This is a genomic window from Candidatus Melainabacteria bacterium (assembly GCA_003963305.1).
Taxonomy (GTDB): domain Bacteria; phylum Cyanobacteriota; class Vampirovibrionia; order Obscuribacterales; family Obscuribacteraceae; genus PALSA-1081.
This window is the reverse complement of sequence record RXJR01000016.1, coordinates 55,962-78,543: the sequence shown is the minus strand read 5'-3', so window position 1 is coordinate 78,543 and position 22,582 is coordinate 55,962. Positions and strand designations below refer to the sequence as shown.

General features: G+C 49.5%; 22 protein-coding genes. 8 read left to right on the top strand and 14 right to left on the bottom strand.

All coding sequences use genetic code 11. The features are described 5' to 3' along the window. Positions 1-104: 104 nt before the first annotated feature. On the top strand, positions 105-1,346 hold the full coding sequence (locus EKK48_16635) for a hypothetical protein (GenBank protein RTL40373.1): 1,242 nt from the start codon (positions 105-107) through the stop codon (positions 1,344-1,346). Between the two features lie 91 nt (positions 1,347-1,437). Here EKK48_16635 and EKK48_16630 read toward each other — a convergent pair whose 3' ends face one another. The 3 genes from EKK48_16630 to polX all read right to left on the bottom strand — a co-directional run bounded on the left by EKK48_16630 (position 1,438) and on the right by polX (position 4,938). Beyond that, positions 1,438-1,740 carry a hypothetical protein gene (locus EKK48_16630; GenBank protein RTL40372.1) on the bottom strand — a complete coding sequence of 101 codons (303 nt, stop codon included), beginning with the start codon at positions 1,738-1,740 and terminating at the stop codon, positions 1,438-1,440. A 55-nt stretch (positions 1,741-1,795) separates the two neighbouring features. Further along, positions 1,796-2,821: an alpha/beta hydrolase gene (locus EKK48_16625; protein ID RTL40371.1), complete on the bottom strand. Its 1,026-nt coding sequence runs from the start codon at positions 2,819-2,821 to the stop codon at positions 1,796-1,798. Positions 2,822-3,210: 389 nt separating this feature from the next. Further along, positions 3,211-4,938 (bottom strand): DNA polymerase/3'-5' exonuclease PolX, encoded by a 1,728-nt coding sequence (polX, locus tag EKK48_16620; protein ID RTL40370.1) that lies wholly within the window; start codon positions 4,936-4,938, stop codon positions 3,211-3,213. A gap of 251 nt (positions 4,939-5,189) precedes the next feature. Here polX and EKK48_16615 point away from each other — a divergent pair, with 251 nt between their 5' ends. Beyond that, entirely contained in the window at positions 5,190-5,843 is a 654-nt protein-coding gene (locus EKK48_16615) for a hypothetical protein (GenBank protein ID RTL40369.1), read from the top strand. A gap of 1 nt (position 5,844) precedes the next feature. Here the strand turns inward: EKK48_16615 and EKK48_16610 are convergent, their stop codons facing one another. Further along, on the bottom strand, positions 5,845-7,053 hold the full coding sequence (locus EKK48_16610) for a WG repeat-containing protein (protein ID RTL40368.1): 1,209 nt from the start codon (positions 7,051-7,053) through the stop codon (positions 5,845-5,847). A 365-nt stretch (positions 7,054-7,418) separates the two neighbouring features. Here EKK48_16610 and EKK48_16605 point away from each other — a divergent pair, with 365 nt between their 5' ends. Next, complete coding sequence (locus EKK48_16605; protein ID RTL40367.1) at positions 7,419-8,102, top strand: response regulator transcription factor; 684 nt, start codon at positions 7,419-7,421, stop codon at positions 8,100-8,102. A gap of 5 nt (positions 8,103-8,107) precedes the next feature. On the opposite strand, the gene EKK48_16600 is transcribed toward EKK48_16605, so the two are convergent. From EKK48_16600 to EKK48_16590, 3 genes are all read right to left on the bottom strand, one after another. Continuing rightward, the gene (locus tag EKK48_16600) at positions 8,108-9,046 is read right to left on the bottom strand and encodes an N-acetyltransferase (protein ID RTL40366.1); all 939 of its coding nucleotides are present in this window, start codon (positions 9,044-9,046) and stop codon (positions 8,108-8,110) included. Between the two features lie 27 nt (positions 9,047-9,073). Then, complete coding sequence (locus EKK48_16595; GenBank protein RTL40365.1) at positions 9,074-9,952, bottom strand: hypothetical protein; 879 nt, start codon at positions 9,950-9,952, stop codon at positions 9,074-9,076. 112 nt (positions 9,953-10,064) lie between these two features. Next, on the bottom strand, positions 10,065-10,283 hold the full coding sequence (locus tag EKK48_16590) for a hypothetical protein (GenBank protein RTL40364.1): 219 nt from the start codon (positions 10,281-10,283) through the stop codon (positions 10,065-10,067). Positions 10,284-10,459: 176 nt separating this feature from the next. On the opposite strand from EKK48_16590, the gene EKK48_16585 reads away from it, so the two are divergent. The 4 genes from EKK48_16585 to EKK48_16570 all read left to right on the top strand — a co-directional run bounded on the left by EKK48_16585 (position 10,460) and on the right by EKK48_16570 (position 13,800). Further along, positions 10,460-10,780, top strand: a complete 321-nt coding sequence (locus tag EKK48_16585; GenBank protein ID RTL40363.1) for a hypothetical protein — start codon at positions 10,460-10,462, stop codon at positions 10,778-10,780. An 86-nt stretch (positions 10,781-10,866) separates the two neighbouring features. Then, entirely contained in the window at positions 10,867-11,751 is an 885-nt protein-coding gene (locus tag EKK48_16580) for a flap endonuclease (GenBank protein ID RTL40362.1), read from the top strand. A gap of 89 nt (positions 11,752-11,840) precedes the next feature. Further along, positions 11,841-13,034 (top strand): DUF2225 domain-containing protein, encoded by a 1,194-nt coding sequence (locus tag EKK48_16575; GenBank protein RTL40361.1) that lies wholly within the window; start codon positions 11,841-11,843, stop codon positions 13,032-13,034. 4 nt (positions 13,035-13,038) lie between these two features. Then, positions 13,039-13,800 carry a hypothetical protein gene (locus tag EKK48_16570; protein RTL40360.1) on the top strand — a complete coding sequence of 254 codons (762 nt, stop codon included), beginning with the start codon at positions 13,039-13,041 and terminating at the stop codon, positions 13,798-13,800. On the opposite strand, the gene EKK48_16565 is transcribed toward EKK48_16570, so the two are convergent. From EKK48_16565 to EKK48_16540, 6 genes are all read right to left on the bottom strand, one after another. Continuing rightward, complete coding sequence (locus EKK48_16565; protein RTL40401.1) at positions 13,797-14,462, bottom strand: HAD family phosphatase; 666 nt, start codon at positions 14,460-14,462, stop codon at positions 13,797-13,799. The two genes, EKK48_16570 and EKK48_16565, sit on opposite strands and share 4 nt — an antisense overlap. 95 nt (positions 14,463-14,557) lie before the next feature. Further along, positions 14,558-14,983: a hypothetical protein gene (locus tag EKK48_16560; GenBank protein ID RTL40359.1), complete on the bottom strand. Its 426-nt coding sequence runs from the start codon at positions 14,981-14,983 to the stop codon at positions 14,558-14,560. A gap of 427 nt (positions 14,984-15,410) precedes the next feature. Further along, a complete protein-coding gene (locus EKK48_16555; protein ID RTL40358.1) occupies positions 15,411-16,415 on the bottom strand; it encodes an RNA polymerase sigma factor RpoD/SigA in 1,005 nt (334 codons plus the stop codon). 307 nt (positions 16,416-16,722) lie between these two features. Next, a complete protein-coding gene (locus EKK48_16550) occupies positions 16,723-18,837 on the bottom strand; it encodes a PrsW family intramembrane metalloprotease (protein ID RTL40357.1) in 2,115 nt (704 codons plus the stop codon). Continuing rightward, entirely contained in the window at positions 18,838-19,194 is a 357-nt protein-coding gene (locus EKK48_16545; GenBank protein ID RTL40356.1) for a hypothetical protein, read from the bottom strand. Positions 19,195-19,267: 73 nt separating this feature from the next. After that, entirely contained in the window at positions 19,268-20,269 is a 1,002-nt protein-coding gene (locus EKK48_16540) for a hypothetical protein (protein ID RTL40355.1), read from the bottom strand. A 48-nt stretch (positions 20,270-20,317) separates the two neighbouring features. Here EKK48_16540 and EKK48_16535 point away from each other — a divergent pair, with 48 nt between their 5' ends. Further along, positions 20,318-21,106: a hypothetical protein gene (locus tag EKK48_16535; GenBank protein ID RTL40354.1), complete on the top strand. Its 789-nt coding sequence runs from the start codon at positions 20,318-20,320 to the stop codon at positions 21,104-21,106. A gap of 11 nt (positions 21,107-21,117) precedes the next feature. Here the strand turns inward: EKK48_16535 and EKK48_16530 are convergent, their stop codons facing one another. Then, entirely contained in the window at positions 21,118-22,575 is a 1,458-nt protein-coding gene (locus tag EKK48_16530; protein ID RTL40353.1) for an RNB domain-containing ribonuclease, read from the bottom strand. Between the last annotated feature and the right edge of the window lie 7 nt (positions 22,576-22,582).

The following is a 22,582-nucleotide window of genomic DNA, read 5'->3' as shown; positions in this document are numbered from 1 at the left end:
TGTAAATTAAGACGTTTCCTCGCTCTTCGTTGTATGTTTACTCTGCTAATTTTTCAAAGTTCCTTCAGCCGTCGAAGGAATGCAGAGTGAGTCGAGGGGACATAATGACGACTGAAGCGAAAGTAATAAAGATCGGAGAACTGCTCGTCAGCGCACGACTGCTTGATACAAGTGATGTCATCGAAGCAATTCAGGTGTCACATCGTCTGCAAATTCCAGTTGGGCGTGTATTGATTATGGCGGGCACGGTCTCTGAGCATTTGCTGCAAGCGGCTCTGCAAGCCCAGATTGTTATCAATGAAGGTCTGGTATCAGTTGATCTTGCCGGTGATGCGCTACGAATGGTTGCCAGGGATAAGCGAACCTTGCAGCAAGCGTTGCAAGAATTGAACGTTGCGCCCAGCTATCAACAGGAGCTTTCAAACTCACTTGTAGACCTGCTCTTAGATTCCAATATTATTTCGCAAGAGCAACTCGAGATGGCAATGCGAACCAGCAACGAAGCTGATATACCACTGAGCGGTGCTCTTGTTCTGCAGGGCACGCTGTCGGCGAATTTTTTTCCAAGCATTTTGAGAGCGCATGAGCAAATTCGCAGTAACGAGAAATCGCGCGATGAAGCGATCGCCGAATTGAAAGAATCGTTTTTGATCTGGTTAAGGGCCGACGAATCCTGGAATTCACTGGCAGACGCCTTGCAAAGTAACTATTCAGAACAGCTGGTGCCGCCTAATTCTGGTTCGGAAATCTTGAGCGTGATGCTAGACACATCCGAAGCGACTCTCAACGCCGCTCGTTTGGACAAAGCTGCGAGATTGGACAACACTGCCATAAATGAAGAGTCAGAATGTTCAGAGGGCGAATCACCAAAATCAAAGTTGGCGGACGGTTCGCCCCGTGTGCAGTCGGCCGGAGAATGCCGACCAGCTTCTGACGCTGCCGAAGCTCGGGAAGTGACGCCGCCCAGATTGGTCGAACTTTTTAAACAAGCTGGGGTTTTTACTCAGCATGAAGTGCAACGTAGTTATGAACAAATGCTTTCCGATCCGTTACTTTCCGGACGTGTTTTTATCGCGATGGGTTTGACGGATGAACCGACTCTCCAGTTCGCTTTGCGCTGTCACGGATTGATTAAGAAGGGCTTGTTGACTGAAGATCAGGCGATTCGAGCAATTCGTGGGTTGCGTTCGGGCATGAAAACTCGGGAAGAAGTGCTGGTAGAACAAGCGGGAGAACAGCACCCTTATTTCCAGAAGAAATGGCGCAGCAAGACTTTGCGGGCATTAGGGGGCGGTCTGGTAGGTGCACTCGTAGCCGGCATTGCCCTGAGCAGCAGGAAGCGCTGAAAGGTATATTCAGCGCTTCGAATATAGCTCAGATTGTTGAATCCGGATCAGTTCATAATCCAGTTCAGATCATGCTGTCGTCGATTTGATTCTAACGACTGCTGACGCGCGTATTACCATTCTGGCTATTGCGCTCGTAACGCAGTTGTTTGATTTCAGAGCGTAAAACTGCAATCTCAGCTTTCAACTCGTTGATTTCCTTTGTATCTGAAAGCGTATCGACGACCAAATGTTGTAGTGCGTTTCGCACCTGCTTACGACCTTCAGCTGCCGTCATTTCCAGGGCTACTTGCGCTGCAATGAATGGATATAGAAAAAACCTTACCAAAGCAATAATCTCGCAGGAGGAATGTTGAGCGATACCTGGCTGCAAGTATATCAAGGTAACTTCCATTGCATATGCTTCAGCTTAAGAGTCTTCACCAAACTTCGGAGTCGGCACTAAAGCATCAGGGCACAAGTGGCTGAAAAGACTTAGTCGAGGTATGTTCTGCTGAAGCTGCGACTTCACCCTTCAGTGCTCTCGAGAGAAGCGCGTATGGAATTGAGTGACCAAAACGACCCTTATCTTCCGCTTCAAAGTTTACGATTTCAATGCCTTCAATGTTCCGAAGTTTAGTTGCTGAGCCGATTCTGTAACCGCCATGAAAGAAGTTGGAAAGTGCAATGCGCTTGTCCCTGGCTGAAACGTAGATGCGCACGTCAGATCCAAACAATTTCACTAGAGGTGCTTGCTCTACAAAAATGTCGCGGTCGATGTCTGGTGAACACATCAGTACTTTGCCGAACTTTGGCAGATCGCTTGAAGAGCGATTCAAAGCTAGAGTCTGGAAAGCAGAAGTGATCACTTTCGCGCCTACACTGTGAGCGATGAGAGTAATATTGCGACTGGGAACATGATTACCCAGTTCGTTTAGAAATGCTGCGAAATGAGGACCGGCCCATTCGGCATTAGTCTCGTCAACGAAATACTTCACGTAGCTGTTGCGCGTTGGCCACGAGAACAGAACAATGGGTCTGTTGAGTCCCTTTGCTGTCTCAAACCCTAATTGCACAGATGTTTTGAAATTGCGGTGATAGCCGTGCAGAAAACAGATCGGTTCACCTTTGTCGTATTTCGCCAGTTCAGCATAAAACTGGTCGGCATTGTCAAAAACAAGTGTCTTGATCTTGTTGTCTGAATCAGCGTCAGGATAGCTGATACCATAATTGAGTTTTGATGAGCGCCCGTCTACAAACCGTACCTTGTCACCTTCAATAGTCTCTTTTCTATCGGTGACAAAGAAGACTGGGTTTCTATCGGCAGTTCTGATTTGCTGGTTGCCTATGGTAGTAATGTTCATGTCGCCAGCCTGAGCCGGTGCATTGAAATTGAAAAGGAATGCGCAGCATATAGCCGCTGCCGCAGCGAGCTTCCCATCGACCCCGTGAGCTCTTCGTTTTGTTAGTAATGGTTTGCTTATGGTGGCATTCATCTGACTCTTACCTTCATACTCCGCAGAGTACTTGTATTCATTCTGCTTGGAAACTGCGATTCCGTCAATGGTTTAGCGGCTTCAGCGCTTGATTTTCGGGCGTACGAGTGAAGTCAACCCGATTTCAAAAGCGCTTTTGAAGCTGTGAAAAGGCTAGATTCTCTTACAGTTGGGTGATGCGAAACGGCACTACATGCGGATCTTTGACATTGATCGAGAGCGCGCGCTCAATTACGAAAGCGTCCGGCGCAACGCACTTCAGGTGCGTCGTCGCTGAGCATGTGATGTCCTCCCGGTGAACTAGGTGAAAAGACGCTCCGCGCACTTTGATGTTCCTAAAAACTTTACCTTCTTTCCAACGACAACAATTGCCGCTGCGTAAGGCAATATCAGTGCCCCTGTCGCCTGGGGAGTACAGCCTGCTTGAACTTATCCACGGGCAGTGCATTCAATACTTCCTGGCGAGATAGTCCCCCACGCCGAGCCATGTGCACACCGTATTTCAAGTTCTGAAGATCCCTTATGCCGTGTGCATCGGTGGAGATAACGAATTTGATGCCACGTTTGCGCGCTAGCTTGATCCAGCGCGCTTCCATATCCAGGCGATAGGGATCACCGTTTACTTCTATGGCGACATTCGATTCGGCCGCAGCATCGAGAACTTCTTCCAGGCGGCATGAGAGTGGCGGGCGTCTGAGCACGAGGCGACCGAGGGCGTGTCCCCAAATTTTAAACTGAGGCAAACGCATACAATGAACCAGTCGCCTGGTCATCTGATCTTCGTCCATTTTCAGGCGTGAGTGGATGCTGCCAATCAGAATGTCGAACTGGTTCAACACTTCGTCTGGATAATCGAGTGCTCCCGAATCTAAGATATCGGATTCGGTGCCCTTCAAAATTTTGATCTCGACCTTCTCCTGAACCCGATCGATTTCTTCCCACTGTCGCTTCAGTTTGTCGATCGTGACGCCGCCTGCATAGTGCGCCGAGGGCGAATGATCTGTAATGGTTATGTATTTCATCCCCATTTCCTGTGCTGCCAGAGCCATTTCTTCGATGCTGTTGCGGCCGTCCGAATAAGTAGAATGGCAGTGAGTCATTCCTTGAATATCTTCAAGACAGATCAAGTCTGAGAAATCATTGCCGCTGGCTATCTCTTCGAGTTCGCCGTCAGCTTCGCGCAGTTCAGGTGGAATGTAAGGCAATCCCAGTTGGTTATAAATGTCCTTTTCAGATGCGCAGATAATCTTTCGGTTGCCTTGCCTGAGTCCTGTTGCGTCAAGACTGTATCCTTTTGCGCCTGCAATCTCCATGAGTTGCTCAACGTGGCTATTAGAGCCAGTTTCTCTCAGTTGTGCATAGGGGAGGTTGTCTTTCGATGAAACAAAAAGATTGATCTTAAGCCCGTTTGCAAGGCGGACAATCATTCTTGCTTCGTCTTTCTCCAGCACTTTTGTGACGAGGGGAAACTTCTCCAGAGCTTCGAAAACTCTGGCTGGTCTTGTTGCACAGACGAGTACATTGAAATTCCTTACCGATTCTTTCCAGCGCCTGATTGAACCAGTCACTTCAACAGCGCTTATGCCCTCGACGAATTTCAAATAGTCTGTCAATTGTCGGCAAAGTTGGCGAGCGTCTACCAGGAGAATACTCTCGTCTCGCGACTCGTACTCTTTGATGCCCTCGAGGATTTTCAGTTGAGACTTTTCACCGAAGCCCTTTATTTTGCTGACAGCGTCGATTTCACACGCCATCTTAAGTTCAGCAATTGAAGAGATGCCCAGGGCATCATGGAGGAGTTGAATTTTCCTGGTGCTCAAACCGGGAACTTGAGACAGTTCGATTATTCCGGGCGGCAGTTCTTTGCGAAGCTCTTCCAAAAGGGTCGAGCGACCGGTGTTATGAAGTTCGGCAATTTTGGCGGCCAGGGCATCTCCGATACCTTTATATCTGGTCAGACGTTTTTCGTCGATCACCTGGCTGAGTTCCTCTGGTATACCCTCCACTGTCGCGGCGCCGTTCTCATAGGCACGGGCTTTGTATGGATTTTCGCCCTTTAGTTCGAGCAAAATTCCAATTTCACGCAATGCGGCGGCAATGGCAAATTTGTCGAGCACAGTTCCTCCTGTTGCTCATTATCACCCGTTTTGATCGCTGCCGAGCTCAGCTGAGTTTTCAAATTCACAACCCTCAACTATCGGCATCAGGTAGCGTCCTGGACCGGTTATGGACTTACGCCTGTCAAAAATGTGTCGGAACGATGTCATTTGGCTCGCTGTCAATGTCACGACTATGTCATACACGTGTCATATCGATGTCACGCTGGACCGTTTATTGTTTGAGCACGCCCTGCTCCAAGGATATTGAAATGCGTTATTCCAGATTGGCCCTGGCTGTTTTTACTCTCGTTGCCGTCAGCTCGCAGCAATGTCTGGCTCAGGGCACTAAAATCGGCATGCGCAACGGTCTGCCACCATGCACCACGGACAGTTTTGTGCACGAGGCAGCCGGTGAGGCGGAGCATATCTACGGCGATGAAGGTACAACAGATATTCCGCCATATATGGGTTTCAGTACCGTCCACCGAATCAACAACGGCATTTTCAATATTAGAGATAGAGGTTTGACGACTGGACACGGCTCGTATCTTCCGGATGCCTGGGGCGCAGATGAATTCATTGCTCCTCCCGGGGAGTGGAGTATGGCTGGCGCCAATAACGGCAATCGCCAGACAAACGGCGCCGGGGCTGGTCTAAACGGTGGCAGCACCGGTGGTAGTGGCGGCGGACAACAAGCCCCGGTTACACCGCCTTATGCTATTGGACCCGACTGGATCGCAGTTCAGAATACTCACAACGGACAAATCATGGGCTGGATGGCACCGGGTGAGACTTTTCAGCAGTTTTTCTCAGGTCAATCAGGGCATCTACTGCCAGGTAACGAAGCTGAAGGACAATATATCCTCCAGAATCAACTGGGAAACATGACTAACCCGAATGATTTTCTATTCGGCGGCGGCTAGTTTACTTAGCTTTTGTGTCGGTTGGAGTTGCTGATGTTGTCGATGGCGCAGCTTTAGAGTTGTCAGTTGTCGACTTGCCAGCGTCAGTTTTCGGTGCGGCCGGCGCGGCTTCTTTCGGTAAAGAGGAAGCCGAAACTGATGCAGCAGCCAGACCATCTTCAAACGATTTAGCGTGGATATATTTGGCTGGTATCACAAGCGCACCTTTTGGATCGATGAATCCGTATTTGCCCTTTACACGCACCATCGCCCGTCCGCCGCTGAAATCTGCGGCTTCGTCAAATTTGAACGGAATGACGTTGGCGCCTTTCTCATTGAGGTACCCCCACTTTCCGGCTTCTTGCAACAGTCCACGTTTTTCCGGAAACTGTTCGCGAGATTCGTAGGCGTTTTTCCAGACAACAACTCCATCTTTATCGATGAATCCGACTTTGTCTTCTTCGTTTCTAACTTCGGCAATAGAGTCTTTAAACGGCCAGGCTTTGGCAAATCGCGCCGCAATCAACAATTTGCCTTTGTCATTGACGTAACCCCATTTGTTTTCGGTACAGACCGCGGCTAATCCTTGCGAAAATGGCTTGGCATCATCATATGTCTGAGGAACAACTTCCGCTCCTGTTTTGTCGATATAGCCCCATTTGCCGCCAGGTGGCTTAACAGCCGCATATCCTTCAGAGAATGGTCCTACCGCTTCATACTGCGGATTGACTACGACTTTGCCGGTTTTGTCGACAAATCCCCATTTCTCATCCGAATTGACCGCACCCATGCCTTCTGAAAATTCGCTTGCGCCTTTGTAGTCAGGTTTGATGACAAGATCGCCTTTCTCATCAATAAATCCCCACTTGTAATCGTCGACAGCTGCAGCCATACCATCAGAAAATTTGTGCACTTTTTTGAAAATCGGCTTGACGCACAAGTCACCAGTTTTGTTGATGAAGCCCCACTGATCGCCGAACCTCACCGCAGCCTTCTGCTCGGAAAAAGTTTCGGCTTGATCGAATTGAGGTTTGATTGCCCATTTGCCTGCTTTGTCCAGGTAGCCCCAGCGCTCGGGACCAGTCGCCTTTGGTGCCTCGATGGGAGCACTCGTTGCCGATGTCGCGGTCGTTGTGGCTGTATTTGTCGTTGATGTGGAAGTTGAATTACAACCGGATAGTAATGAGATGCAAATCGCGATCGGTGCTAATAACTGTGTTTTGTTGGCCATGGTTCTACTTGTACTCGACAGTGTTCATTAACCATACTATGTCATTTCGGGGTTCTGGACCAGCTATTAAATCAACAAATCACTTCATGACAATTATTCGGGTACTCCTGGATATCGATCTGGCACCATATATGGTTCAATGTTGCATACTCGTTGTCTGTTATAGACGAATAGTAGTTTGAAAGTGAATTCAATCGACTCAACAATCCGCAATCAGAACCCACAATCGAGAACTTGGACTGTTGTGCATCATAAGTTGGCGAAGTTTCAGTTTCTGGTAACGCTTGACTTGATTAGATAGGATTTGGGAATATCTCCATAAGCTGGAGCCAGACCCTGTAAATCAGGATTCATCGAGGTCATAAATGGCAAAAATTCTTGTTGTCGAAGACGATAAGGAACTGGTCGAAGTGCTGCAAGAATGGCTGGTCGGAGAACATCATATTGTTGATGTTGTGAACGATGGCAAAGAGGGCTGCGAACGTCTTCGCATGTATGACTACGACATTGCCATTCTCGATTGGCAACTGCCCGGTATGGATGGTCCCGATATCGTGCGTCACTATCGCGGCACTGGTGGCAATATACCCCTGCTCATGTTGACCGGTAAAACGGACTATCTTGATAAGGAGCAGGGGTTAGATTCCGGTGCCGACGATTATTTGACGAAGCCGTTTCATCCCAGGGAGCTTTCAGCCAGGTTGCGGGCCCTGTTGCGGCGCTCTGGTGCTAACCGAACAGATTCTGTGTTAACGGCCGGTGACCTCACCCTCGACCCGCAGGCATTCAAAGTGATGAAGGGTGACAAAGAACTCTCTTTCTTGCCACGTGAATTCGCTCTGCTCGAGTTTTTCATGCGTCATCCCAACGAGGTTTTTGGCCAGGAGGCGATACTTAATCATGTCTGGTCTTCGGAATCTGATGCTGCACCGGATACAGTGCGAGTACACATCACTCGTTTGCGCAGCAAAATAGACAACCCCGGTGAGAAGTCATTCATTCACACTGTTCATCGTGTCGGCTATCGTTTCGAGCCGCCGCAAAAGTAATATGCTCAGCGCCAGTCGTCAATGGCGTAGACATCCGGTCTGCAATAGCCCGGTTCATTGGGTTTGTGCATGTAAACGCCGAGATAATCGATCTTGTATCCGGCTCCAAGCATGCATTCGAAGGCGCCATCACGCGCGGTGCTGACACCGGCGGCAATTTTTGTCACACCAGCTTTACGAGCAGTTGATTCGCATGCCATCAGCAAACTGTTGAACAAGACGGAGCTGTTAGACCCTGGTCGTGCAGCCGCGAATTTGATGTACATAGAGCCGCGCTTGGCCTCGGAGCCCTCTCCATAGTGACAAATGGCAAATCCATCTAACGTATCCGAGCCTATGAAGACAGTATCTCCCAGACCCAGTTCGTGCACAATGGAAATTTCCCTCTGCAGGTCTAAGCCCGGGTAGATCTGGTCTGTCAGTTCTCGTGCTGATTGGCGAAAATCGGCTTGCTCGGCTTCTCTAAAACCAGCATAGCTCCATACTCTCACCTCTTTTGACGGCGTCGATTCAAGTGGCTTGGACATGATAGCGGTAAGGAAGCGGGGCATGAATCCGAACTTTTTGTACAAACAAATGTGTTGAGCGCTATCTGGAAAAGTGAATAGTCCAGCGTTGGTCACGTTGCGCTTATGGAAAAGGCTCATGACAGGCATCAAGAGCTGCTGTGCTATGCCTTGTCCCTGGCGCGTCGGTGCGACCGCTAGAGGACCAAAGTAACCGGAGCTTCCCCAGGTTGTAGCGATATTGACGCCGACAATCTCGCCGTTTTCCTCCGCACCGAAAACGCCCTCAGGGTCCATCAGGAAACGCCCTTTCAGACTGCCACCGCCGAGGAAAAGATCAGGATCAGGCATGCGCAATCTGTCACTGAAACTCGTTTTGATTACGTGTTCAGATGCTTCATAATCTTCAATTGTCAGTTGTCGTACTGTGGCGGACACAAAGGTTCTCCGGCGTGTGCAGCAAGATTATTGCACACGAGCTCCCTGTTCGACTGTTGCCAACTGGCAAAGTCTGTCCGCTAAGCGCGGTATGGCAGCCGGAAACATATTGAGATAAAGCGATGGCTCCACTAGCTCCAACTCCATTAGCAGATCTTGTCCATTTGTATCCCGAATCAAGTCCACTCTGGCAAATGCGACCGGAGTTTTGACTTCTGCGAGCACCTTTCGAGCCAGAGTAAGTTCGCTCGGGTCAGTCTCTTCCAGAGTTTCTCCAGCTTCTCCAGCCTGTGCCAGAGGTTGGAAGGCACTCTTGCGAATAGTGTGAGAATAATCGTCACCTATAAAGACAAGCGCTCGTTCTCCTCTTTTATGGACGGTTTCTACAAAAGGCTGCAATAAAACGTCAGAATTTTTCAGCATCGCATCCAGTTGCGCCTGGATGTCGGGTGAAGTCGATTCGATTTTGCGCACTCCAAATGTGCTCAAGCCGATCACTGGTTTCAAAATCGCTCGCTGCCATCCGCGTTCCGTCAGCACTGCTCTCAAATCGATCTGAGCGTTCTGTTCAAACAGCACGGTCGGCACAATCGGAATGCCTGCACGCTCGAGATCGAACAAATAGCGCTTGTTACTATTCCAGCGTATGACACCAGCGTCGTTCAACAGCTTCGTCTGAGCTGATACTTTCTCTATCCAGGAGAGAAACTCCTGATAATACAAATGGTAATCCCAGGTAGAACGGACCACACAAACGCCTGCCTCTGCCCAATTTTGCTCGGCGCTGCGCCAGTTAGCGACAGCACAGGTATAGCCGCGCTTCCTCAATTCCTCGGCAACCAATCTGTCATCAGCATCGAGATCCGGTAGCCCGTCGTACGTGACAAATGTAAGTTTAGTTGTCATAACGTCTCACTCAAGAATGAGACCAATGCTACCACTCGTCGCTGGTCAATGTCTCTTGAAAGAGTGCAATAGCACGCGTGTACGCCCCTCCAGCTTGGCTGGTCTGGCGCTGCTAGGCAGCAGTTCTGAAAGAATGATCGATGGTGCTTTTCAGCACACTCAGTGCATGCAAGTTTGGCCAGATAACTGCTTTCATCTCATCAAGGTCATATTGTCCGATAAGTCCCCGGTCGTAGTGGTGGCAGACTTCTTCCCAGAGCGCAAAAAGTTCTCTGGGTTGCTTTCTGCTGCGCGCATCTCTCTGATATTCAATCAAATCGAATGTTCTCATGGGTATCCTCCAACGATCGAATCGTGAACGTTATTACTGCAAGGCAATGACGCGTACTGCTACCGCTCGGTTCCTGATTCTTGACAACATGCTCCATTACTGACGGGTGCCGAAACCCCGCAACAAGGGAACAGTTGCGCCTCTCAGACGTCAACTTCTCTATAGAAAGTGAGCGAATGATGGAAACGAAATTAGTAGATCGACCAGGTAAGACGCACAGCAGTAAAACAGAACTAGGTCCCGACACAGCAGCTCTCAGGCAGGCTAGATCAGACCTTGAGAGTTTAGAGAGGTCGTACAGAAAATCCAGTCGCACCTTGCAGTCCCTCGTATTAGGAATGGTTTTTGCGGCGCTTGTGTTCATGGCTTACGGATTATTTGGCACGCGTGTAGACCGTGAAAAGTACACTACGGAAGTTACGCCGGTTCACATTGAACTCAATACAATTTCAGGCGCCAGGCATACCGCAGCAAACCCCCAGAACGTGCAGATGTAAGTGCTTTCAGGGACGTGTTAACATGGTGTCTTTCGTGTAGAGCTTAGCCCGTGCTTGCTCGCTCGCTCGATTGGCAGGTCCGATAGATGAAAGTACACCTGGTCGACGGTACCTACGAGCTGTTTCGTCACTATTTTGCAGTGCCTCACTCTACCGATGCTACAGGGCAAGAGATTGCTGCAGTGAGAGGCGTCCTCAGCTCAGTTCTCTCTATGCTGAGTAAGGGAACTACACATCTTGCTGTGGCTACAGACCACGTCATTGAGTCATTTCGGAATGATTTATATCCCTACTATAAAACTGGTGAAGGAATCGCGCCTGATTTATTTTCTCAGTTTCCAATTATTGAAGATGCTCTCGAGTCCATGGGGGTGGCTGTCTGGCGCATGGTGGAATTTGAAGCGGATGATGCATTAGCTTCGGGAGCAGCACGCGCGGCTGAAGATTCTCGTGTTGAGCAGGTTGTTATCTGTACGCCTGACAAAGATCTGGCACAGAGTGTTGTTGGTGACCGTGTCGTCCAGCTTGATCGCCGGCGTGAAATCCTCCGCAACGAAGCGGGGATTATAGAAAAGTTTGGCGTCAGACCGGCTTCGATTCCCGACTTTCTTGCCCTGGTTGGTGACACCGCTGATGGTTATCCTGGTATTCCCGGTTGGGGAGCAAAAGCCGCGGCCTCTGTGTTGCTTCTATACAATCACTTTGAAAATATTCCCCAAAATCCCGATCAGTGGGACAAGACTATTCGCAACAGCAAAAAACTGGCCGGCATCTTATTTGACTCGTGGGATGAAGCCATACTCTATCGCACACTTGCCACCCTGAAGACGGATATTCAACTGTTCGACAATGTTGACCATTTGCGCTGGCTGGGACCGAAGTCAGATTTTGAGCAGCTCTGTACTCGCTTAAGGTCTCCGGATTTGTTTAAACGAGCTACTGCACTTGCCGCAAAGAAAGCGCCCGTATGAGCAGCTCGCGCTAGCGAATGCTTGCATGTAGTTGTTGAATTTGTCGGAATCTAATATGATCGAGCCTTCTAAGCTGTGCGAGTTTTTCATTGAAACCCCAATATAGATTCAGATTATTATTGACGGCTGCTCTGGCATGTATATTTCTGCCTGCGCCCACTCTTTTCGCGCAGGCGAGTGCGGCATGGCAAGCAGACCTTGAAAGTGCTGAAAAATTCTATTTGAGCGGTGACGACGTTCAAAGTAAGAAGCTTTACGAGCAGGCTCTTAATGAAGTTCCCGATGATACCGCACGTGCTACCGTTTTCAATCAAATGGGTGTGGCGCAAAATCAGAAGCATCGATTTTCTGATGCTCAAAAGAGCTTCAGTCAGGCTGTCGAATTGCGCAAGAAAGTGCTCGGTGAAAATGATCCAGCCACACTTCAAGCAATGTCTAATCTGGCTCTTGCCACTTATAAAAGTGGGGACGAGGTCGACGCAGAAAAAATCTACCTTGACTGTATAGCTCGTAAACGTAAGGTTTCGCCAAAGTCTGAATCTCTGGCCAAATCATTGACTAATCTGGCTAATTTGTACACAGACGAGCGCAATTGCACAGAAGCCAAGAAGTGTTATCTGGAAGCTGCAGACGTCGACAGTGCAATTTTTGGCAGCAACAGCGCCGAGGCCGGGGTTGATTTGTTCAACGTCGGGGTGATGCTACAGAAGTGTCAGCAGCCCAGCGAAGCATTAGTCTATTTAGACAAGGCACATGCCATATTTGCAGCTCTCGGAGATAAGTATGGGCAAGTTCGTGCATTGCACTACAGCAGCCTCAGTCATGGTGACATGAAGAATTACGAGAAGGCTTCTCAGTGTTCAGCACGTGCGCTGGCAATGCACGAAGAGTTAAAAGGCAAAGGGCATCCTGATACGATTGTTCATCTGCTCGCCGCCGGTGATGCTCTGTTTGCCGCTTCAAAATATGACGAGGCTGAGAAGCTCTATCTGCAGGCTTTACATAACGTCAGGTCGTCTGAGCATCCAAACAATGTTCGCTTGACTGAGTGTAATCTCGCACTCGCGCAACTGTATAGAAAAGAGAATCGTCTTGATGATTCCGAACAATATTTCAAGAAAGCTCTGATTCACTACGAAGATCTCAGCAAGAAGGAAAAGCGTGACCTTTACGAGCTTCCACTCGCCTATTCGCAACTGTTGAACGAATTGCAACAGGGCGAGGAGAGCGAGCATCTAAATCATAAATATTTGCATGTATACGCGCCCGATCGGGCGAGGTAGTCTAATGTTGCTTAATGCCGAAATCAAAGACGACAATTACGCAGACCTGCCTCGCCAGCAGTTGCAAGCTCAATACGCTCACCCAACCAACACATATCTGCGAGCCGATGCTTCCACCGGCAAGCACTACATCGATCTCAATGCAGCCGCGAAAAACTACAATGGAGCCTGGCTCTTTGGTTCTGAGAATGTTGAGTGCTTTGTTGGTAATCTGAAAGCGCAGTGGCAACAATGGTGCCCGGTGCCAGCTGGTATCGCAGATGGTGTTATGATGCGTGGTAATGTCATTTATCAAAACAATGACAAGTCCTATCGCACTTCAACAGATCAGTTTGAAGGAGTTATTCGAACAGTACATGGTGAGCGTGTATTTGAGGGCGAGACTCAACACACTTTCTACGGGCGCAACTTCCCTAACGGTGCCCTGACTGTTGTTGCGAAGCTCTCGATTCCGTTGACCAAACAACTGGCTTATAATCCAATGATTGTTCTGCCTTCACGCCAGAACGCCGACTACAAATCAAATTCTTATCAGCGCCCTGTTGTTGCTTCCAGCTACTCGAATTATCAAAGGTACGATCAGCCGCAAGCGCAGAGACCGTACGGACAGGAGCAGTACTCTCAATCATCAGCGCCACCTCAATACGGGCAGTCTCAGTACCCGCAGGGACAAGCTCAGCCTAACTATTCAGGTGCGTACCAGCAGTCGCCTCAGCAACCATATCCGGCAACTTACAACAACCAGCAGCAGGACGACGGTTTCTAACTCTGGCGGTTTATTATCGATCGCTCGTAGTTTTTCAGCAGGTCGGAAGGTGTTTCGAAAATCTCCACCACTCCTGCTTCTTCCAGTATTGAGCGGTCAAATCCACCGCATAACATTCCGATTGTGCGCATGCTTATTTTGTTTGCTGCTTCAGCATCGTACGGCGAGTCGCCAACAACAATTGTGCGTTGTGGCGTTTCACCAAGCTTGCTCAGTGCTGCTTCGAATATGTCCGGATGTGGTTTGCTCTTGTCTGCATCATCAGCACTGGTGGCTGCGTCGACTAGATCTATGACTTTGCAGAGTTTGAGATGGTGCTCGAGCTCATCTTTGTGAGCTGACGAACCAATGCCGATTCGTTTTCCATCTTCTCTGATGCGTTCAAATAATTCACGGACTCCACTAAAGGGTTTTACTCTGGCCAAATAGTGCTCTTTGAATATTTCCGAACGATGCTGTTTTAATGCCTCGCCGATTCGATCCGTTTCGCTTTTCGTCAAAAATGTCGGCAGTAACTGATCACCGCCTTTACCAATTTGATCGCGAATCGCCTGAAACTCAAAACTTTTGCCGAAATGGTCAAAGGCTTTCTGCCACGCCTGAGCATGATAGTCAACTGAGTCAACCAGTGTTCCGTCGATGTCGAATATTATCGCTTCTATCATGTCGCTTTCCGGAGAAGACGCGAACATGTTACCGCGCTCTGCATGTAACTGCAAGTCTACATCGCGCTGGTGAACTTTTCTGTTACGGGCAGCTAGTCGAATTTAAATGATATAGCTACAGTCTCACCAAAATCGCCAGGTATGGTTGTTACCCGGAAGTTCAAATCTGACCCGGCAATCTTCAAAACTGCTTTCTTATCTTGAGGTTTGGAGGTTTCGTTGATATTCAGACCGGCTATCACTTTGTAGCAAAATACCAGTTCCAGGTGCACAGGCTTGGGCAGCTTGGATTCAAGAAGCAATTCGCGATTTTTCAGGTAACGCAAAATAGTGTGCTCTTGATCTGGTTCAACATGCATATCCGAACAACGAATGTCGATGGCTTTTGCGATCAGTTCATTAGCCAAAAGCATCAGTGACGCGTCTTGACCGGCGATAACACTCTCTTCTTCCGGCACTGTCTGACTCGAAACCGGCTCCAGGTTGCTTGGTGGTGACGGTGACTCTGCAGTTGTCATCTGATCGATCTCCATTCGTCTCTCTATTCTAGTTTTTGTCGCCGGTTTCGACAATTTACTTTTTGTCGATTCTGCCCATGAATTATGAGTTAATCCAGGCAATTTGGGTGAGAATCCACCGGACGCTGCAAACAGCAACCGTTTTTGGAGTTTTCGGGATGCGGAATCCACTTACTTCTTATAGTCTGCCCGAAATTTTTGCGACGGTCACTACACTTTCGGGTGATTTGCTTTCAGCTTAAGAGTGATTTCGGTCTTTTGTGTATCCAGGATAGTTTTCTCCAAAGCTGTTGGACTTTTCAGCGAACATTAAAAAGAAAAGCCGAAGCTCGGTGAACTTCGGCGCTTTCATCTGGTGGGATCTTTGTCTCTTTAATCAGGCGTTTCTGAGACTCTGGACTCTTTAATCAGACATTTCTGCTCTTAATCAGTTCAGATTGTCCATCAAATTTCTAGCCTGGTCATCCTTGCGCAATTTCTTCAAGGCCCGACACTCGATCTGTCTGACTCTTTCGCGCGATACTCCCAATAGCTGGGACAACTCCTCCAGACTCTTTGGAGATTCTCGCTCTAATCCGTAGCGCAGTCTGATGATGTCTTGCTCTCGTGAGCTGAGTCTCGATAGCAGCGTGTTCACATGTTGGCTTAACAGCCCTTCCTCAGCGACTGTCTCGGGGTGAGGCAATGATTTGTCTTCAATCATATCGGCGAGGAGTGTATCAGACTCGTCTCTCAGCTTGGCGTCAAGCGAAACAAGTTCGCGGAAAGCTCCCACTGTTAGCATGACCTTTTCTCGACTGAGACCGGAGCGAGCAACAATCTCGTCCATTGTCGGCTTGCGTCCCATCTCATCGACCATGGCGCGAACCAGCTTACGCAACTTGCTCATGCTTTCTCCAACGTGCACCGGCACGCGAATGCCGCGTGACTTATCGGCCAGCGCGCGTGTGATAGCCTGGCGAATCCACCATGTCGCGTAGGTCGAGAACTTATATCCGCGTTCCGGATCGAATTTTTCAACGGCGCGAATCAGTCCCAATCCGCCTTCCTGAATCAGGTCTTGAAAGCTCAGTCCACGGTTATTGTAGCGTTTTGCAATGCTCACCACCAAACGTAAATTGGCTTGAATCAACCGTCTTCGAGCTTCCGGGTCTCCGTCTCTGACGGCACGACCCAGTTCGATTTCTTCCGACCCGTTCAAAAGTCTATGGCGCCCGATTTCGCGCAGATATATCTTGAGTGAATCTTCTTCAACCGACGCGGGTTCTTCCGCCTCGACTGCAATGTATTCTTCGCCCGCGGCGGGTGCTGCAGAATTGTCGTCGTCCTCGAAATCAATGAGGTCGTCGAATTGTTCTTCTTCATGCAACTCGTGGCTAACCTTACTCGTGTGTCTGGTGCCCCGAGTTTGCTTTTTTGCTGTTCGATTCATGATCAAAGTGGTTACCCTCGAATTTCGCGCAAAACAATAGAGGCTGATACGGACGCTAGTTTCTCGTCCGTTCAGTCTTCAGAGCAGCATCTGCGTGCGCCTGGCGCACGTCTGCTTTCGAAATGGTTAATTCCAACCGCGTTTAGAGGTAGAACCGAAAGCGCTGCATTTTCTTTTTATGCCCAGGCAAAATCGTTGGAACCAGATCTAGAGGCAAAAAATGATTTTGGTAACTAAACTATACAAATCGAACTGAGTTTAGAAGCTACTACTCATGACCGTCTTGCGGAATGGAAGCTGGTTGGATTTATATAGGTTGAATAAAAGTTTCAGTAGTAGATTGCAAAATCTGTTTCTGGACTATTTCGAGATCGGCACGAAGGTCATCCATCGATGCGTATCTAGCAGCAGGATCTTTTTGCAGTGTTAGAAACAGAATTTTTTCAACGGAGGGGGGAATTACAATGTCGCTGCGCTGCGACGAAGGTCTGGGCGGCATTTCATGAATATGCTTGAAAATCGTCTGCACCGAATTCGGACCAAGAAACGGACACTTACCGGTTATCGCTTCGTACATTACACAACCAAGTGAATATATATCGGAACGTGCATCCAGGTTCGTGCCCATGCATTGCTCCGGGCTCATGTAGAGCGGACTGCCCACCAGATCACCGGTTTGTGTCAGGTCTTGAGTAGTGAGCGCATCACTGGCAATAACTTTGGCTATTCCGAAGTCAACGATACGAATGAAATCTTTGCCGTCGTCCGAGGCAGCGAGAATCATGTTCCCCGGTTTTATATCTCGATGGATGACGCCGCGTTTGTGAGCATGAGCCAGGGCATCACTTGCTTGAATGAAGATTTCGCAGAATCGCGGCAGAGAAAGGGGTCCGTAATTGAGGATCTGCTCTTGCAGGTTAGTCCCCTCGATCAAATCCATCACCAGAAATGGTACGCCGCTTGCTGTCAAACCAAAGTCATGTACAACGACGAGATGGGGATGTTTCAGGGCACTTGCAGCCTTCGCTTCCTGCTCGAATCGTAGAATATGTTTGGATTGATGGGCTAAATGCAAGTGCAGGGTTTTGACGGCCAGCTTTGCTCCCGTCATGACGTGCCTGGCTTTATAAATGACGCCCATGCCACCCTGGCTGATTATAGAAATTGCCTCGTATCGCTCCGGCAAATCAAGAAGGCTATTACTCTCAGGTTTTTTAGGCACGGACGAGGACATCAGAAGTCTCGGCTCTACCAGAGTTGAGTTCGCATCGCCCAGGCTGCGGGTTTCAGCCAGCGATGGCTCTTCCACGTCCACTGTGATAGTACCTTGCGGCGGTGCCGGAGCTGGTGATCTCCTTGAGGGCGCTACATCAACCGGTGCCTTTGCTTTATGACAATTTGTCAGATGCTGCATCAGAATTGCCACAACCAGAGCCGGCTTGCGCTTGTCCTCGCCGGTTCGGCGAACATATCGATAATATGCGTAAGCAAGCCTGCGGCGGTCCAGGACGAACTCCCAGAAATTTTCCAGTGTTTCTGCGGCTTCCTTTGAAGAAGGAATTCGAAACTCAGGAACCTTCGGTAGCGTTTTGAAGAGCACGAAACGGTCGAAGAGCAAAACTCCTGCGTAGCAGGCAACGAAAAGAGCGATCGTGATATAGCCGTAGCCGCTCACCCAGTTGAGCATATTGGCGGTCAGATCGTTTCTGTTGAAGGCGAAATTGTAAGTTATGTGGTCGATGAGAGCCCAGACAAGCCCTAGTGGTGCCACCATTAGCAGTGCGCTGCGATGCTGTTTTTGCATCAGGGCAAGACCAAGCGATCCAGCAGCCAGACCGGTCCAGATCGCATGCCCGGCGACCATGCGGCCGTTAATCACCTCAGTGGCCGGAAGCCAGACAATCTGGGTTTGCCAGGCGGCGGCATGAACAAATGCGTCTTCGGAGTAAGCAAAGCCTGCTCCGGATGCGACTCCCAGCAGAAAAATGTCAGTTGCTCCCAGGGTCAGAGAACTGAAATTTCGCCCTCGAAAAAGTAGGACGAGAACAGGAAGTATTTTGAGCAACTCTTCCATAATAGCTTGCAGCAAAGGGGTGATCGGATTGCCTGGTCCGATCGCATTGGCCAGTTGCACTCCGGCAGACCCGGCTATTCCCATCATCACGCCACCGCAAAGCGCGATAGTACCCGTGGTGGCAAGTGGAACAGTGGTCGTGGCGCGCGAGATTATCATCAACACGATGACGAATATTGAATTGTAAGCCAGTGAAATCAGTCCCTGCGGCCCTGTTTTCGCCACTGTCCAGATAATCCACGTGAAGGCGGCGCACCAGAAAACGACCAGTCTGATTTGCAGTCGGCTTCTACCGAGGGGAATGGTTCCCCAGGTGTTGGCAAACTTCAGTGGGGATTCACTATGCAATTATCTTTTGCCCTTTCCAGGTTTCATCGCTTTGGGCGGTTGTGATGGCGGAGCAGATCCTCTGCTGCTTTCGCCACGAGACGGTCCCTTTGCCTGTTCGAATGCTACAAGGGCGTACTCGAGCGCCGTCGAAGGCTCGCCTTGACCTGTTCTCGGCTCCTCGGCCGATTTGCTGACGAGCTGAAGGTAAGCGTTTTCGTATTTTGCTAGCGTGGCATTGGCATCAGCCGGAAAGCCGACAGGTCGTTTGTCCAGCTTGGATCCCCTGGTGCGGCATGCAAGAGCGAGCGCGGCGATAGCTGCTGCAATCGCGCCAACGAGCGCGGCATCACCTACCTTATCTGCGACGTCGTGCATAGCAAGTTCCTCAAGGGCAAGATGTGAATTTTAACACGCTGTAAAGGCTCCCTTGAGGTCATCTGACTATGCGTCAGTTGTTGTGTCGCAAGAAAAAATCTGAAATCAGTTCGGTTGCATCGATGTCATTGCAGGTTTTGCCCAGGAGGTCGGACGGACCGCTGTAGAAGGCTCCAGGCCAGGTATGCCCACCTCCTTGAATCGAGTAAAGCACCACCTCGCTGTTGTAAGCGCCAAAAGTCTCTCGTTTCACACGGGTTCCGTCGTGAGGATCTTTGTCTGGTTCATTTGTCGTATATGGGCTAGCTGAAGTTTGATTGTGACGGCACCAGAAGTCAACCGCTTCGCGCTCCGTCATCAGTCCGCCCATTTTAGCCATAGGTACGCTCAGATTGCCAAGCCCGCTCAGACCGACAGCGTCTCCGAGCTTGCCCAGGGTGTCGTTGTGTCCACTGTCTTCCGATGGTACGAGAGGGTCTTGCGAGCCGATGAAGAACATGGCGGGCACTCGTCGATTGGCACCGCAATGTGTTGCTGTCGAGTCCATCATTGAAGCGGCGACAATGGCAATGGCAGCAAGTTTATCGGGCATTTCGCAGGCCAGACGCTCAGTGAAATATCCGCCGTTCGACATCCCCACAGCGTAGATGCGCCTTGAATCGACTGACACCGTCCTTGAGATTTGGCCGATCATATCAGCGACAAATCGCACATCATCGGGACTGCCGCCATAAGCCGTCTGCCATTTGCCGCCCAAACCATCGGGGTAGGCGACAATGAAATTTTTTCGATCTGCCAGAACATCAAATCTGGTCAGCGGCGACATGATTCTGCCGTTCATGTGCAGTCCGTGAAAGACCATGACCAGAGGCATAGGCTTCTTTCTGTCGTAAGAGGCAGGCACGTGCACGAAGTAACTGCGTGGAGTTCCATCGGAAGTGACGACTTGCTTAAAATCATAATCCCGTTGAGCTCTTGCGGTTTGAGCGGCGCCCTCGCGTGGACTAATAGAAGCGGCAATTACGGCGCAGACCATAACGCGACAAAATTTTTGAATTCTTGCTACATATTGCATAGAGTGATTATTCCAATTGCGCTGGCTGGTAAACCTGAGGAGGGAGTTATGATGAGTCGGAAGAGTTCAACACTAGCGCTGTTTGCGTTGTGTTTGCTTGGAAGCAGCGCTGCTGCCCATGCCGATGAAGCCGCACCTGCAAGCGATGGAAAGAAATCGACTATTGTCACTGACCCAGTGCCTGCTGCCAAGCCTGTCAGTGAGAGCGAATCTCAGCCCTCCAAAATCGTCACAGATGAAACAGCGGCCGGTCGAGCAGAACCTCCTCAAGAGAAGCCCGCTATCCCTTCATCTTCGCCATCCGCTGCCGCACCTGCAGCCCCCGGCGCAACAAATGCGGCCGATGCTGCTAAGGCTCCTTCTGACCCGATGGCGCTTCTCTACTCTGACAAAGTTGCCCCAGGGGCTTTCGAGGCTAAAAGACAGCTGCTGCTCTCAAGCATTAAGGTGGCAAAGAAACAGAATTTTGGTATCACGACTTATTTGAACGAGTTGAATAAGATTGAAGATCAAATCAAGCAGGGCAACGCCAGTCCTCAGTTAGAAGCGAGAATTGATTCTATTGCTGATGGTTTAACAGACCAGTTGAAGCGCAGTCAGATTTTGAAGACGCAAAGACCTGCAGGCGGTGGCGCCCGCACTTCTTATAGCGGCGGTGGTGGAGCTTCGGCTGCTGGTGCCCCCGGCCATCGCAATACTGATGCAATCATAAATGAGTTGCGGCAGAAGTACGGCGACAAAATTCCAGCCGGTTTAGATAATAATGAGCTCAAGGAAAAGCTGATGAAAAGCGACCTGGCGAGAGAATACTTGAAGAAATTTACCTCTGGTCAGTAGTGGCTCCTCAATCAAATCTTCTGAAAATCTATAAATCCCTTGAGCGGATCTGTAGACAGCAGACGCACTTTAACTTTGTCGCCCACGTCAACGCCGCGTTGTCCTTTGATGATTCGACCTTCTGCTGAGGGTTTCGATATTCGAACATAGGTTGCATCTTCTTTGACACCGGTGACGATGCCTTTGAAGGTTTGTCCAATTTTGTCGCTCAACAGTACTGCAGCGGCGGCTTTACGCATGAAACGTTCGACTCTGTTGGCCGCGCTCGCCATTTGCGTGCAGTGGGCGGCGATATCTTCCAGTTCACTCTGGCTATAAATCTCAGGCTTCTTATCAATCACACTCTTCAAAAGACGCTGGGTGACGATGTCTGGGTAGCGGCGATTTGGTGCCGTTGAATGCGTGTAGTCTTGCACCGCCAGACCGAAGTGTCCTTCGTGTGCTTCGCCTGACTTGACTACGACGTATTCTCCTGGTCCCAGCAGTTTCACGATAGTCAGTGACAAGTCAGGAAAGTGATCGGGGTCGACGGACTTTCTCTGGTCCAGAAATTCTGAGAGTGCTTTGGAGTCAGGAGTTTCTGGCAATGTGTAGCCTAGTGCTCGGGCTGTTTCGACAATTTTCGGCCAGCGTTTGGGCTCTCGGACAATTCTGCGAATCGAAAAAGTTCCTTTCTTGTCCAATTCTTGAGCCATGGCTGTGTTGGCTGCGACCATGAGGTTCTCTATCAGATCGCGTCCGGCATTGTGCTCTGTTGTCGTAATGTCTACGACTTTTCCATTTTGTGCGACTGGTGTTGCTTCGACTGTGGCAAGATTGAGCGCACCATTTCTGATGCGCACTTCTTTTAAGCGATCTGCTGCCAGATCTTGCATGTGGAGTTGATCTGCCAGTCCTGGTTGGTCTAGTCTGTCAGGCAAATCATCTTTGCTGTCGAGCCAGGGTCCGATGTCGGCATACGCGAGTTTAGCGTGGTTTCTGACCAGCGCACGATAAAAATCAGTAAAGATGACCGCACCGTTTTTATCTACAATCAATTCAGTAACGATTGCCAGTCGGTCGACATGAGGAAGTAACGAACTGATGTCGAAGGATAGCTTTTCAGGCAGCATTGGATAAGTCATGATGCCCATATAGACGGACGTGGTATTGACTCTTGCATATAGGTCGATCGGTGAGTCTTTAGGTACATATGCATCCACATCAGCAATTCCGATTAAAAGGCGCATATTGCCATCGGGTAATGATTCTGACCATTCAATTTGATCTAGATCTTGTGATTCTCTATTGTCGATGGAAGACCAGAGCAGCTCTCTGAGATCCCTCGTTTTCTCGTTTCCTTTTGGTGGCGTGGACTTCAGGTTCTTCAGCTGCTCTTTTATTTCAGGGGTAAGATCTGGCTGAAAACCTGCTTCGAGCATGTTGTCGTGAGCCATTGAAGCAAGGTTCACATGGTTTGATTTTGACATGGTGCCT

Bases quoted from the DNA above. Each gene is read 5' to 3' on its own strand.
- EKK48_16635 (RTL40373.1), top strand. From the start codon at position 105: ATGACGACTGAAGCGAAAGTAATAAAGATCGGAGAACTGCTCGTCAGC.
- EKK48_16630 (RTL40372.1), bottom strand. From the start codon at position 1,740: ATGGAAGTTACCTTGATATACTTGCAGCCAGGTATCGCTCAACATTCC.
- EKK48_16625 (RTL40371.1), bottom strand. From the start codon at position 2,821: ATGAATGCCACCATAAGCAAACCATTACTAACAAAACGAAGAGCTCAC.
- EKK48_16615 (RTL40369.1), top strand. From the start codon at position 5,190: ATGCGTTATTCCAGATTGGCCCTGGCTGTTTTTACTCTCGTTGCCGTC.
- EKK48_16610 (RTL40368.1), bottom strand. From the start codon at position 7,053: ATGGCCAACAAAACACAGTTATTAGCACCGATCGCGATTTGCATCTCA.
- EKK48_16605 (RTL40367.1), top strand. From the start codon at position 7,419: ATGGCAAAAATTCTTGTTGTCGAAGACGATAAGGAACTGGTCGAAGTG.
- EKK48_16595 (RTL40365.1), bottom strand. From the start codon at position 9,952: ATGACAACTAAACTTACATTTGTCACGTACGACGGGCTACCGGATCTC.
- EKK48_16590 (RTL40364.1), bottom strand. From the start codon at position 10,283: ATGAGAACATTCGATTTGATTGAATATCAGAGAGATGCGCGCAGCAGA.
- EKK48_16585 (RTL40363.1), top strand. From the start codon at position 10,460: ATGATGGAAACGAAATTAGTAGATCGACCAGGTAAGACGCACAGCAGT.
- EKK48_16580 (RTL40362.1), top strand. From the start codon at position 10,867: ATGAAAGTACACCTGGTCGACGGTACCTACGAGCTGTTTCGTCACTAT.
- EKK48_16570 (RTL40360.1), top strand. From the start codon at position 13,039: ATGTTGCTTAATGCCGAAATCAAAGACGACAATTACGCAGACCTGCCT.
- EKK48_16560 (RTL40359.1), bottom strand. From the start codon at position 14,983: ATGACAACTGCAGAGTCACCGTCACCACCAAGCAACCTGGAGCCGGTT.
- EKK48_16555 (RTL40358.1), bottom strand. From the start codon at position 16,415: ATGAATCGAACAGCAAAAAAGCAAACTCGGGGCACCAGACACACGAGT.
- EKK48_16545 (RTL40356.1), bottom strand. From the start codon at position 19,194: ATGCACGACGTCGCAGATAAGGTAGGTGATGCCGCGCTCGTTGGCGCG.
- EKK48_16540 (RTL40355.1), bottom strand. From the start codon at position 20,269: ATGCAATATGTAGCAAGAATTCAAAAATTTTGTCGCGTTATGGTCTGC.
- EKK48_16535 (RTL40354.1), top strand. From the start codon at position 20,318: ATGATGAGTCGGAAGAGTTCAACACTAGCGCTGTTTGCGTTGTGTTTG.
- EKK48_16530 (RTL40353.1), bottom strand. From the start codon at position 22,575: ATGTCAAAATCAAACCATGTGAACCTTGCTTCAATGGCTCACGACAAC.